Genomic DNA, 13315 nt, shown 5'->3' on the forward strand with positions numbered 1-13315 from the left:
GAGTTTTTACATTTTTTAGTTTGTCGCAATATATATTATACAATCTATGACTTGTAGTGATAGAAATAGTTACTTCAAAATTGATAAGGAGATGATGTTTATGAGAATGAAAGAAGATTGTATGAAAAAATGGCCAGCTGAGACCGGTATATAATTTATAGAAAGGTGTGAATTCTGAATATATTATAGGACTGGATTTGTTCCCTAATGTTATAGATATAGAATTTCCTTATATTTCTATTAGTGTTAGAAAGTAAAAACATGAAATCTAAAACTAAAGTTGATGTTTTACTGTTTGTTATTAAATATAATTTAAGAAAATATATTTATAAAGAAGTACAAAAATATGAAGATATAAAATTCTATAAACTAGTTGTTAACTAAGTTTAAGAGAAATAAGGTTCTCTAATTTTTTAGTATAGGAAAAATTCTAATCGAATAATCACAATAAATTAAAGATTTTTTAATTTAGATAAAAAATAGAGGCTGAACTCAAGATTTTAATCATTTTGAGACAGCCCTTTTTTATTCAATTTACGTATATCAAAATTTTTCTGATAGTTTTATTTTTTTATCATTATTTATCACGAGTATTATTGTTTCCTGATATTATTCTTTAATTCGAAACAAGTTTAGTAAAAAGAGAATTAACCAGCTATTTTAGATAAAATGAGAGACTTAATGACTTTATAGTTGCCAATGCAGACCACCTTTTGAAAGATAATTTTGATATAAAGTTTTTTATATTTATTTTAAAATTCCTATTAAATCAGTTAGTATAAATGGAATAAACACTTGTCCATCAGCAAAGTTTGTACCTTCTCCTTGATTATATATTAGAACCAATGAATCATTTTCTAAGTAGAAGTTTTGTTTTTTAGAAACAGCATCAAATTTGTCTACTTGAGGCAGTCCAAACTGTCTAAACTTATCATTAACAGCATCTGTCAATGCGTCATTAAATCCATCTACAAGGACATCCTTTAATTTTAATGGTTTTCCATCTTTTACATTAAATGAAATTCCATCATAAGATGTTGTTTTTTCACCAGTTTTTGTGTCTTTTTCTTCTACTGTGAACAACACGCTTACGAACGCACTATTATCACCTTTAACTTCAGAAGTAACTGTGTAAATTTTATTTCTTGAAGATTTGTAGTCCGAAATGAATTTCTCCATGTTTTTGTTCATATTTTTAGTAATATTTCCACTTTTACCAAAAAACATTGGATATGAAACTCTTGATTTTCCTAAGACTTTCACTCTTTTTGTCGATTTTACAACACTTGGAGAAACAGGACTAAATCCTTGGAAGGTAAAAGTAGTATCTTCCGCTGCAAATGACAAATTAAATAAAATTAATGTCATAAAAAACAATGTTAATTTTCTCATTTTTATAATCACCTCAAAATTTTTATTTTTTTATTTTTAAATAATAACTAAAAAGTAGATTTTGTTACAATGATTCAAATTTTTAAGTTATCTTAATATATTATATACTAAAATTGATAAATAAGCAAACTTTTTTATTTCTTTGAATCGAATTGTCAGACTAGAAGATTAAAGATTTCTTTTTTATAAAATTTGTTTCAATTTTATAGATACCTATTTAAAAAGTCAAATAAAAATCGTTAATTGAGAATATTTTTTAGGTAAAATTATAAAATAAATTATAAATTTTGAATATCAAAATAATATTAATTATGGAAGTTTTTTTCAAAAAATGTTAAAATAATTGTATATACAAATAATATTGGTGAAATTTTTGGTTTGTGAAGAAGAGAGGAATGTTGGAATATGAAATTGAATAATTATGAAAAAATCAAGGATTATGAGGCTGAGAGAGAGAAAAAAGAGCTGGAGTTTATTATAAATTTGACAAGGGAAGCTTTAACTGATCCTGAAAAGGAGAAGGAATGGAATGCAGTTAGGACTTCATTTGCACTTTATACAGAGGGAAGAAAAAAAGGGACGTATATGATAAGACCTCGTTTTTTTGAAAGTAAAATCGACATTGAGGACTTTGAGTATTTATTAGATGTTGTGCAGAAGTATTGTGATAAAAGGCTTCATCTTACGACAAGACAAGATTTTCAGCTACATGGAATAGAAAAGGAAAATTTGCCAGACTTATTGGAGGCTATTTCGAAAAGAGGATTTTTTACGAAAGCGACTTGTGGTGATTCTACAAGAGCAGTAATTACTCCTGAAACAACTGGATTTGAAGAAGAAGTTTTTGACGTTTCACCTCATGCAAAAATTGTGACAGATTATATTTTAAATGGACGTGAATTTATGCATTTGCCGAGAAAATATAAAATTGCTTTTTCAAATAAGGAAGAAAATTCACTTTATGTAAAAATAAATGACATTGGATTTCAGGCGGTAATTCAAGATGAAAAAAAGGGATTTCGAGTATATGTTGGCGGAGGAATTGGACCAATTTCAACTAATGCTATTATTTTGAGGGAATTTATCGAGGAAGATGAGTTTTTATATTATATTCATGCAATAAGAAATGTGTTTAATGATCATGGAAATCGTAAAATTCGTGCAAGAGCAAGGCTTCGTTACATTATGCTAAATTTGGGAGAAGAAAAATTTTTAGAATTATGTAATGAATATATTTCTAACTTCTATGTTGAAAAAGGGGATAGCCTTAGAGTTTATACGAAAAAATTACTTGAGGAAAGAGAAATTTTGGATAAGGAAAAAGAATTAGAAAAGATAGAAACATTTTCTGAAGGAGAAAATACGGATGAAAATGTTAAAAATGATGAATTTGTGAAAAATAATGAAAATATCGTGGTAGGAAAGCGTAAAGGAGAATATGGGTATTATTTAAGACCTGCCAGAGGAAATATTTACAAGGAAGATGGAGAAAAATTGATTAAGTTTGTAAAAAGCCTTGATTATAAAATTGAATTGAAACTTACAAGTTTTCAAAGTATTCTGGTTCGAGGATTGAAAAAAGAAGATGTTTTAAAATTAAGAGAAATTATGGAAGAATATTATGGCGAAAACGAATTTTTTAATTCATACTCGTGTATTGGGAGTACAACTTGTAATGTTGGAATTTTAGATACTCCGCCGATACTGGACTATATTTTTAAATATTTTGAAAATGAGGAAAAGAGGGAGCTTACAAATTATTTGCCACAAATAAAGATTGCTGGATGTCCAAATTCCTGTGCGACACCGCAGATAGCAAAACTTGGATTTAGCGGAAGAAGAAAAAAAGACGGAGAATACTTTGCAATTTTTGCAAGAGGAGAATTTACAGGTAAAACTGTCAAACTGAATGAAATCGTGGGAGAAATAAAGGCAAGTAAAATTCCGTATTTTCTTGAGGACATTGCAAACATCATAAAAGAGGAAAACATTGAATTTGAAGAGTTTGTACATGAAGAAAGGTTTATTGAGCTGATAGAGAAATACAAGGAATTTGAACTTGAAGTGGTTGATTTCAATGATTTCCGTAAAGCTGATATGGAAAGGGCGTGGTAGATGAATGTATGTGGAACTAAAAAATATTAACAAAATGTATAATAGCTACAAAGCGTCAGATAATATAAATTTAGGGATTAGAAAAGGAAAGCTGGTAGCTTTGCTAGGACCAAGCGGAAGTGGAAAATCCACGATTTTACGGATGATTGCAGGACTGGAAACACCTGATACTGGGGAGATTATAATTGACGGAAAAGTTGTAAATGATGTTTCTCCAAGTAAAAGGGGAATTGGCTTTGTTTTTCAGAATTATGCGTTATTTCGGTACATGACTGTGTTTGACAATATTGCATTTGGATTAAAGATTGCAAAAGTGAAAAAGTCCATTATAAAGGAACGTGTGGAAAAACTGATGGAGCTTGTGAATATAAAAGGACTTGGGAAACGGTATCCAAACCAGCTCTCAGGAGGACAGCGGCAAAGAGTGGCATTTGCAAGGGCATTAGCTCCTCATCCTGAATTATTGCTGTTAGATGAGCCTTTTGCTGCAATTGATGCTAAAGTTAGGCAGGAACTTCGGAACTGGCTACGTGAAACAATTGATAAAGTGGGAATTACGAGCATTTTTGTAACACACGACCAGGAAGAGGCAATAGAAGTGGCGGATGAAATCATTGTAACAAATAAAGGAAGAATCGAACAAATTGGAAGTCCAAAAGAAATTTATTCCAATCCCAAAACAGCATTTGTAGCCAAATTTATGGGAAACCCAATAGAACTGGAAAATATAAACAGATTTAAAGGTTTTGAAAACTTGAAAAATGGACAAAAAGCAATAATCCGTCCAGAAAACGTAAGTATTATAAAGGCAAATGAAAAATTTAGATATTCAGCTTCAACAGAGAACGGAATTGTTAAATATACATTATTTCGTGGAAAAGAAGTAGAAATTGGCGTACGAATAAACGGAATTTTGATAAAAGGAAACCGAAAAATAGAGGAAGATACGGTATCTGTGGGAGAAGAAGTCAATATTTACATATATCGTGCCTATGTTTTTGGGAAAAATGAGGAAGTGGAAATTGTGGAAAATGAAAATACAAGAAATCAAAATGATGTCGTTATTTAAAAAAACTGAAAAAAGATTTTTTAAATATCTAAAAATGTTTTTATATAAATTTTTTCAAAGAAATTATGATTAATAGAGAATTTTTCTGTAATTTTTAAGTTTTTTCTTTTTTATAAAGCAAAGGGAAACAGTCGCCATCCCCTTTGCAAACCCGGCTTGTCTAAGCATTTTTTGGAAACAAAAATGAAACTCGCTTCGCTCAGACAATAATTTTTATTTCCAAAAAATCACGACATTTTTAATTATGAAAATTAATTTGATTAAAAAGATTTTAAAACAAAATATTGATAAATAAAAAAAGAAAAATAATACAGTTTAATAGTATTGAATGGAGTAGCTAATATCATTAAAATTAATAAAAGAGGTGATTTTATGGCAGAGAATAAGGAGGACAAAAATAATAAAGAAAGAAAAAAACTTGAAATAAAGGAATTGGAAACGGATGTATTGATTATTGGTGGGGGAACTGCTGGATGTTATGCAGCTATTACGCTTGGAAAAAATTCTGATTTATCGGTAATTGTGGCAGAGAAGGCGAATATTAAGAGGAGCGGGTGTCTTGCGGCTGGGATTAATGCAATAAATGCGTATAATGTGAAAGGACGTGTGCCACAGGATTATGTGGATTACGCGGCAAAGGATGCCAATGGAATTGTGCGGCACGATTTGTTAATTACTGCTGCGAATAGATTTAATGAGATTACCGCTGAAGTGGAAAAGTTGGGGCTTGTGATTTTGAAAGATGAGAATGGAGAGTATGTTGCACGTGGAAATAGAAATATAAAAATAAATGGAGAAAATTTTAAGCCGATACTTGCTGATGCTGTGAAAAAAACAAAAAATGTGAGAGTTCTGAATACACTTAATATTACGGATTTACTTGTGAAGGACGGAAAAGTTTATGGCGCGGTTGGATTTTCTATAAAAAAAGAAGAAGTATTTGTGATTAGGGCGAAAAAAGTGATAATTTCGACTGGAGGAGCGGCTGGACTTTATAAGCCTAATAATCCTGGATTTTCAAGGCATAAGATGTGGTATCCGCCATTTAATACTGGAGCGGGATATGCGATGGGAATTCTGGCTGGAGCAGAAATGACAACTTTTGAGATGAGATTTATTGCTTTGAGATGTAAGGATACAATTGCGCCAGTTGGAACGATTGCCCAAGGAGTTGGAGCGAAACAGGTAAATTCAAGAGGGATGGTTTATGAGGATAAATATGGGCTTACAACGAGTGAGCGTGTTTATGGGACCGTGCGTGAAAATCAACTTGGAAATGGACCTTGTTACTTGAAGACAAGTGGAATTAGTGAAGAAGAAAGTGAAAGTTTGTTAAAGGCATATTTGAATATGGCGCCAAGTCAGACATTAAAATGGATTGAAAGCGGAAAGAATCCGAGTGAGCAGGATGTTGAAATTGAAGGGACAGAGCCGTATATTGTCGGTGGGCATACTGCAAGCGGCTTTTGGGTAAATACGAATAGAGAAACTACAATTAATGGACTTTATGCAGCTGGAGATATAGCTGGAGGTTGTCCGCAGAAATATGTTACAGGTGCACTGGCTGAAGGTGAAATTGCGGCGCTTGACATAATTTCAAAGTTAGCTGATAAAAAAAATATTAATTGTGGAAAAATTGATGAAAATGTGGAAAACTTCTTGAATGAACAAAAGAATCAAATTATTAAGCAGTATGAAAAAATAAGAAATACAGAAGCCAAAAGATTTTCAACGGAAGATATGGAAGAAGGAATGCAAAAAATTATGGATGAATATGCAGGTGGAATCTCAACAAACTATCAATTTAATGAAAAGCAGCTAAATTTGGCAAAACAGAAAATTGATCAGCTTATAGAGCTTTCTGATGAGCTTTCGGCAGAAAATATGCATGATTTAATGTTTGCTTATGAGCTGAAAGAGAGATTGATAGTGTGTAAATCGCTAATTGAGCATCTTTTTTTCAGAAAGGAAACGAGATGGCATTCGTTTAATGAAAATCTGGATTATCCTGAAACTGACGAAAACTATTTTAAATATGTGAATTCGAGGTTAGTTAACGGAGAACTGGAAGTATTTATGAGGGAAATTGTTAAGGAGGAGAAATATGAGCATAGTAATTGATCCGTATGTGTGTATAGGATGTACAAAATGTACGCTGGTATGTCCGGGGACTTTAATTGAAATGCAGAAAGTGGATGACATGAAAATTGAAAAGGCGGTTATGCAATATCCGAAAGATTGCTGGGGCTGTGTTTCCTGCGTGAAGGAATGCCCAGTTCAGGCAATTTCATTTTTTCTTGGGGCAGATATTGGTGGAAATGGAAGCACAATGACAACTAAGGAAGAAGGAGATGTTCTGAAATGGATTATTGAAAAAAGAGACGGAACTGTGGAGGAAATTGATATAAACAGGAAAGATGCGAATAAATATTGATAAATATAATGAATAATAAAAATGGCTACCCCAATTATGAGATAGCCTAAGTTGATCTTTTTTCAAAAATGCTACGTATTTTGTTATATTAATTATACAACATTTTAGAGAAAAAAACAATAGTAATTTTTAATAAAAAAAATGATTTTTTGAGTTTTTGTAGAATTTAGATTAATTTTATTATATAATGTAAGTGGCTTAAAAATAAGTTTGATCTCTTATTTTAAGTATCTCCGTAAAAAGGAGGTGCAAAAATGCTACGGTATATAAAAATAACAATACTGATTATAGTATTATTCTTTTTGATACAAAATAATGCTATGTAGCAGTATTTTTTCTCACTATTCTAAATCTGAGTAGTGAGTTTTTTTTAAACAAATTAGTTTGATGTAAAAAATATTTTTATCACAAATTAAAAATAAATTGTATATACACTTGACTGTACAAATGTAATGTGTAATAATATAGAAAAATATAATATATTAAATTTTTTTATTCATAAGTTTGAAAAAATAAAAAAAGAAAGGGTGATTTATAATATGAATGAATTATCTCATTTAGATGAACTGGAAGCGGAAGCAATATATATTATTCGGGAAGTTGCGGCTGAATGTGAGAATCCTGTCATGCTGTATTCAATTGGTAAGGATAGCTCGGTTATGCTGCATTTGGCGATGAAGGCATTTTATCCTGAAAAGCCGCCTTTTCCGTTTCTTCATGTGAATACTGGATGGAAATTTAAGGAAATGATAAATTTTCGTGACAGAAGAGCAAAGGAGCTTGGGATTGAAATGATAGAGTATATTAATCCTGAAGGAGTTGAAAAAAATATTAATCCGTTTGACCACGGAGCTTCATTTACAGATATTATGAAAACGCAGGCGTTGAAGCAGGCGCTTAATAAATATGGATTTACTGCGGCATTTGGGGGCGGTAGAAGAGATGAAGAAAAAAGTCGTGCAAAAGAAAGAATTTTTTCATTCAGAAATGCGACACATGCTTGGGATCCTAAAAATCAGCGTCCAGAGATGTGGAAGCTTTACAACACAGAAATTAACAAAGGAGAAAGTATCAGGGTTTTTCCAATTTCCAACTGGACGGAAAAGGATATTTGGGAGTATATTCAAAGGGAGAATATACCGATTGTTTCACTTTATTCGGCGGCAGAACGTCCTGTTGTGGAAAGGGATGGAAATTTGATAATGGTTGATGATGAGAGAATGAAACTGGAAGAAGGTGAGGAGCCTGAAATTAGGATGGTTCGTTTTAGAACTTTAGGAGATTATCCGTTATCAGGGGCTGTGGAGTCAAATGCTGTAACTTTGGAGGAAATAATAGATGAAACGTTAAGTTCGGTGGAATCTGAAAGAACAAGCAGGGTTATTGACAAGGACAGCGGAGCGGCAAGCATGGAAAAAAGAAAAAGAGAGGGGTATTTTTAATGGTAAGATTATTAAAATTTATAACTTGTGGAAGTGTGGATGACGGAAAATCGACATTAATTGGAAATATCCTTTACAATTCTAAACTGCTTTATGCGGATCAGGAAGAAGCGTTAATTTTAGACAGTAAAGTCGGTTCACGTGGAGGTGCAATCGATTATTCGCTACTTTTGGATGGATTGATGGCTGAAAGGGAGCAAGGAATCACAATAGATGTGGCATATCGGTATTTTACAACAAATAAACGGAGCTTTATTGTGGCTGATACGCCAGGGCATGAGGAATATACTCGAAATATGGCGGTTGGAGCTTCTTTTGCGGAAGTGGCAATTTTACTTTTGGACGTTACAAAAGGGGTACTTGTACAAACAAGAAGACATGCGAGAATATGCTCGATGGTTGGAATACGGCACTTTGTCTTTGCGGTAAATAAAATGGATTTAGCAAAATACAGCGAAGAGAAATTTAATAAAATTGTCAATGAAGTGAAAGAATTAGCGAAGGAACTGGAATTAGAAAATATAAAAATAATTCCCGTGAGTGCCACGGAAGGCGATAATGTTACAAAAAAATCTGAAAATATGGACTGGTATAAGGGCGAGAGCATTATAGAATATCTGGAAATAGTGGATGTGACAGAAAATAAGGAAAATTCAGACTTTTATATCCCAATCCAGCGTGTATGCCGTCCAAATCACGAATTTAGAGGATTTCAGGGGCAAATTGAAAGTGGAATTATACGAACTGGAGAAGAAATCACTGTTTTGCCAAGTAATGAAACTGCGACTGTCAAAACGATTTTGAATGGAGATAAAAATGTAGAAGAAGCATTTTCTGGACAGGCTGTTACAATTCAGCTGGACAAGGAAGTGGATGTGAGCCGTGGTTCTGTTATTACAAAAAATAAAAATCTTCCAGTTGCAAAATCGGTTGAAGCAGCACTTCTGTGGATGGATGATGATGAAATGACAGTTGGGAAAGAATATTTGGCAAAACTTGGAACGAAAAAAGTTCCCGCAGTGCTAAAAGAAATTATTTATAAAATTGATGTGAATACAGGAGAAAAAATTGAAACACAAAGTATCACAAAAAATGAAATTGCATTTTGCAAAATAGAATTTTCAGATAAAGTTATTGTTGATTTGTTCAAAAAAAATAAGGCTTTGGGAGAATTGATACTGATTGACAGGCTTTCACATCAGACTGCCGCTGCAGGAGTAGTGGAAAATATTGATACAATTGGAGAAAAACCTTATTTTGAAAAAGATGATATAAAAATTTACGGATACATTTTTGAAGAACTATATTTCGATTTTGAAAATGCGAGAATGTCTAAAGAAGGAACAAAAGAAAAAACATACCATGTTGGCGATGAAGTGCCTCAAAAAGGAGATAGCTTTAAATATCCGCAATATTATGACATTATATCACTTGAAAGTGAGGCGGCAGTTTTAGTGCGAGACTGTAAAATTTTTGATATTGTTAAATTGGAAGATTATCATTTTACAGGACTGCCAATATTAGACACAGCAGGATTTGGATTGCAGATTAAAACTAGGGAAGATATGAAAAATTATCTTTTAGACTACAATCAAAATGTAAATAAAGTGGGAATTCACAAAAAATGGGCTAAATTTGAAACTTACAGAAGAGTAGTAAGTGGGGATAATTTTTATATGATTTAATATTAATCGGATTATTGAATAGACAGATTTTATAAAAAGGGGGAAGGAAAATTATGATAAAAAAACTAAAAATACCAATTATATTTATTTTAATCGGAATTTTACTATATTTTATTGGCATTCTACGTCAAAATAGCAAATTTGAAAAAAGTAAGAAAAAATTGGAAATTGTAAATGTTTCCTATGATCCTACCCGTGAACTGTACGAAAAGTATAACAAGCTGTTTATAGAATATTACAGGCAAAAATATGGACAGGATGTGAAAATTTCCCAATCGCATGGAGGCTCAGGCTCACAGGCACGTTCGGTAATTGAGGGGCTTGATGCGGATGTGGTAACTTTAGCACTGGAAAATGATGTGGCACTTCTTGAGAAGGTAGACTTGCTTGAAAAAGGCTGGGTAAACAAATTTCCAGGAAGCTCTTCTCCGTATACCTCTACAATCGTTTTTCTTGTAAGAAAAGGAAATCCGAAAAATATTAAGGATTGGAACAGTTTGACAGAAAAAGGAATAAAAGTGATAACACCTGATCCGAAAAGCAGCGGTGGAGCTTGCTGGAATTTTTTGGCAGCGTGGTCATACGGACGTGAAAAATTTGGAAATGATGAGAATAAGATTCAAAATTTTGTGAAAAATATCTATGACAATGTGACAGTAATGGATTCGGGGGCAAGGGCAGCAACTACGACTTTTGTGGAAAATAATCAGGGAGATGTACTGATTGCGTGGGAAAATGAGGCGATTGCTACGGTTAAGGAATATCCTGATAAATATGAGATTGTCTATCCGAGTGTGAGTATTTTGGCACAGCCTACAGTAGCAGTAGTTGACAAAGTTACAAAAAGCAACGGGACTTATCAGATAAGTACAGAATACTTGAAATATCTATATTCAGAAAAAGTACAGGAAATAATCGCTGAAAGTGGCTATAGACCCTACAATCAGAAAATTCTAAAAAAATATGAAAATAAATTTGACTTAAAAATGAAACTGACAAAAATAGATGAGTTTGGCGGTTGGAAAAAAGTCTATGAGAAATTTTTTAATGAAGGTGCATTATTTGATAAAATTTATGAAAATTAGAAATATTATTATGAAGGGAGCATAAAAATAATGAGAATATTAGCTTTAAAAAGAAAAGAGCAGTCTGTAATTCCAGGATTTAGACTGACATTTGGAATATCGTTGACAATGCTGTCAATCTTGATATTAATTCCGCTGGCCTCGATATTAGTTTACTCCTTTCGCCTATCACCTTCTGAATTTTGGAAACTTATAACAGAAAAACCAGTTTTGAATGCGTTTTTTACAAGCGTCATCTGTTCATTTATTGCTGCCGCTGTAAACTGTGTTTTCGGAGTAATTTTAGCGTGGGTGCTTGTAAAATACGACTTTTTTGGAAAAAGATTTTTAGATGGAATGCTTGAATTGCCTTTTGCTTTGCCTACTGCAGTTGCAGGAATCACACTTTCAAAAATGTATTCTGATACTGGGATGGTTGGAAAATATTTTGCAAAAATTGGGATAAAAATTTCATATACTCACATTGGGATAATAATTGCCTTAATCTTTGTAGGAATTCCTTTCGTGGTAAGAGCAGTTCAGCCAATTCTGGAAAAACTGGACAATCAGTACGAAGAAGCGGCATACATCTTAGGTGCAGACGGGAAGACGACTTTTTGGAAAGTAATTTTCCCTGAAATAAGACCTGCTTTATTAACAGGACTTGGACTTGCCTTTTCAAGAGGGCTTGGAGAATATGGAAGTGTAATTTATATTTCAGGAAATAGCTTGAAAGAGCATACACAGGTTGTTTCCTACGTAATTATGCAAAAATTAAATTATGTCGACTATCCTTCAGCGACTGTAATTGCTCTAGTTATGCTAATATTTTCATTCATACTTTTATTTTTAATAAATTTAGTTCAAATGAACCAGTTCAAGCGGACAAACAATATTTAAGGAAGGGGGAAAAGTGATGGATAAAAAAAATAATATTATAAAATATGTATTGATAGCAGTAAGTATTTTATTTATCGTAATCATGCTCATACTGCCATTAGTTGCAGTTATCATAAACTCACTTCAAAAAGGCTGGGTATTCTACATAAAAAGCCTGACAGATAGGTATGTTCTTTCAGCGTTGAAAGTTACAGTAATTGCAACAATTTCAGCATTAATTATAAATACTTTTTTTGGAGTGGCAGCAGCATGGCTTCTCACAAAGTTTTCATTTTGTGGGAAACATATGTTGGCAACACTAATAGACATCCCTTTCTCGATTTCTCCAGTAATAGCAGGTCTTGCCTTCATTATGACTTTTGGAAGAATGGGATGGGCAGCACCTTATATTGAGCATCTAAATAAATTTTTTGTACTTGACATAAAAATAGTGTTTGCAATTCCAGGAGTAATTTTAGCTACTGTATTTGTAACTTTCCCTTTTATTTCAAGAGAAATCGTTCCGATTCTGAATGCACAGGGAAAAGATGAGGAAGAAGCGGCTGCATTAATGGGAGCAGACGGATTCACGATTTTCAGAAAAATAACATTACCACAAATAAAATGGGGACTTCTTTACGGAATTATCCTTTGTACAGCAAGAGCATTAGGAGAATTTGGAGCAGTAAATGCATTATCAAAAGCGAGAGGAAAAACATTCACTTTACCACTAGAAATAGACGCTTTATACCTATCAGGTTCATCAGAGTCAATAGTATCAGCATTTGCAGTATCTTCACTTTTGGTAATAATTTCGATATTTATTCTGATTATAAAAAATATTATTGAGCATAAATCTACAAAAAAAGGAATTTAAAAATGATTTTCTTAAATAATTTATTTAAATTTATTTTTAAAAATTTAAACTAATAACTATTTCTTAATTCTTAGAAAATATATTGTTGTTAATAAAAATTTTTCTGTAATTCTTATGTTTTTCTTTTTTGAATACATAAAGGGGATTAGTCGCCATCCCCTTTACAATCCCGGCTTGTTTAAGCATTTTTAGTTTAATCATAACAGGTAATTTTATTAAAACAAAAATATTTTTTATAAATTTTTGAGATTTTAATTTTTCAGTAAAAGACAACTTGTTTGAGCTTTTCTATTTTATTTGAGTAGACAACAACTTAATGAGATGAAAATAACTTTTGTTAAAAGCGAGTTTTGTCTTT

10 protein-coding genes are annotated in these 13315 nt (G+C 32.2%); 9 read left to right on the forward strand and 1 reads right to left on the reverse strand.

What is annotated here, in order from left to right:
• Window positions 1-747: 747 nt before the first annotated feature.
• Window positions 748-1392, reverse strand: coding sequence for an RsiV family protein (locus HMPREF1552_RS04510; protein ID WP_021743915.1), 645 nt, complete (start codon window positions 1390-1392; stop codon window positions 748-750).
• Window positions 1393-1797: 405 nt separating this feature from the next.
• Here HMPREF1552_RS04510 and HMPREF1552_RS04515 point away from each other — a divergent pair, with 405 nt between their 5' ends.
• From HMPREF1552_RS04515 to HMPREF1552_RS04555, 9 genes are all read left to right on the forward strand, one after another.
• Window positions 1798-3507: a nitrite/sulfite reductase gene (locus HMPREF1552_RS04515; protein WP_021743916.1), complete on the forward strand. Its 1710-nt coding sequence runs from the start codon at window positions 1798-1800 to the stop codon at window positions 3505-3507.
• Between the two features lie 4 nt (window positions 3508-3511).
• Window positions 3512-4576, forward strand: a complete 1065-nt coding sequence (locus HMPREF1552_RS04520) for a sulfate/molybdate ABC transporter ATP-binding protein (protein WP_021743917.1) — start codon at window positions 3512-3514, stop codon at window positions 4574-4576.
• Window positions 4577-4948: 372 nt separating this feature from the next.
• Window positions 4949-6697 carry an adenylyl-sulfate reductase subunit alpha gene (locus HMPREF1552_RS04525; RefSeq protein ID WP_039901176.1) on the forward strand — a complete coding sequence of 583 codons (1749 nt, stop codon included), beginning with the start codon at window positions 4949-4951 and terminating at the stop codon, window positions 6695-6697.
• Window positions 6681-7010 (forward strand): ferredoxin family protein, encoded by a 330-nt coding sequence (locus HMPREF1552_RS04530; RefSeq protein ID WP_006805883.1) that lies wholly within the window; start codon window positions 6681-6683, stop codon window positions 7008-7010. The genes HMPREF1552_RS04525 and HMPREF1552_RS04530 overlap by 17 nt, the downstream gene beginning before the upstream one ends.
• Window positions 7011-7549: 539 nt before the next feature.
• On the forward strand, window positions 7550-8452 hold the full coding sequence (gene cysD / locus HMPREF1552_RS04535) for a sulfate adenylyltransferase subunit CysD (RefSeq protein ID WP_039901177.1): 903 nt from the start codon (window positions 7550-7552) through the stop codon (window positions 8450-8452).
• On the forward strand, window positions 8452-10137 hold the full coding sequence (locus HMPREF1552_RS04540; protein ID WP_021743921.1) for a sulfate adenylyltransferase subunit 1: 1686 nt from the start codon (window positions 8452-8454) through the stop codon (window positions 10135-10137). The genes cysD and HMPREF1552_RS04540 overlap by 1 nt, the downstream gene beginning before the upstream one ends.
• Window positions 10138-10190: 53 nt before the next feature.
• Window positions 10191-11222, forward strand: a complete 1032-nt coding sequence (locus HMPREF1552_RS04545) for a sulfate ABC transporter substrate-binding protein (protein ID WP_021743922.1) — start codon at window positions 10191-10193, stop codon at window positions 11220-11222.
• Between the two features lie 30 nt (window positions 11223-11252).
• Window positions 11253-12101: a sulfate ABC transporter permease subunit CysT gene (gene cysT / locus HMPREF1552_RS04550; protein WP_021743923.1), complete on the forward strand. Its 849-nt coding sequence runs from the start codon at window positions 11253-11255 to the stop codon at window positions 12099-12101.
• 16 nt (window positions 12102-12117) lie between these two features.
• Entirely contained in the window at window positions 12118-12957 is an 840-nt protein-coding gene (locus tag HMPREF1552_RS04555; RefSeq protein WP_021743924.1) for a sulfate ABC transporter permease, read from the forward strand.
• Window positions 12958-13315: the final 358 nt, after the last annotated feature.

Source organism: Leptotrichia sp. oral taxon 879 str. F0557 (genome assembly GCF_000469385.1).
GTDB classification, from domain to species: Bacteria; Fusobacteriota; Fusobacteriia; order Fusobacteriales; family Leptotrichiaceae; genus Leptotrichia; species Leptotrichia mesophila.

Coding starts and splice junctions, on each gene's coding strand:
- HMPREF1552_RS04510 (WP_021743915.1), bottom strand. CDS start 1,392: ATGAGAAAATTAACATTGTTTTTTATGACATTAATTTTATTTAATTTG.
- HMPREF1552_RS04515 (WP_021743916.1), top strand. CDS start 1,798: ATGAAATTGAATAATTATGAAAAAATCAAGGATTATGAGGCTGAGAGA.
- HMPREF1552_RS04520 (WP_021743917.1), top strand. CDS start 3,512: ATGTATGTGGAACTAAAAAATATTAACAAAATGTATAATAGCTACAAA.
- HMPREF1552_RS04525 (WP_039901176.1), top strand. CDS start 4,949: ATGGCAGAGAATAAGGAGGACAAAAATAATAAAGAAAGAAAAAAACTT.
- HMPREF1552_RS04530 (WP_006805883.1), top strand. CDS start 6,681: ATGAGCATAGTAATTGATCCGTATGTGTGTATAGGATGTACAAAATGT.
- cysD (WP_039901177.1), top strand. CDS start 7,550: ATGAATGAATTATCTCATTTAGATGAACTGGAAGCGGAAGCAATATAT.
- HMPREF1552_RS04540 (WP_021743921.1), top strand. CDS start 8,452: ATGGTAAGATTATTAAAATTTATAACTTGTGGAAGTGTGGATGACGGA.
- HMPREF1552_RS04545 (WP_021743922.1), top strand. CDS start 10,191: ATGATAAAAAAACTAAAAATACCAATTATATTTATTTTAATCGGAATT.
- cysT (WP_021743923.1), top strand. CDS start 11,253: ATGAGAATATTAGCTTTAAAAAGAAAAGAGCAGTCTGTAATTCCAGGA.
- HMPREF1552_RS04555 (WP_021743924.1), top strand. CDS start 12,118: ATGGATAAAAAAAATAATATTATAAAATATGTATTGATAGCAGTAAGT.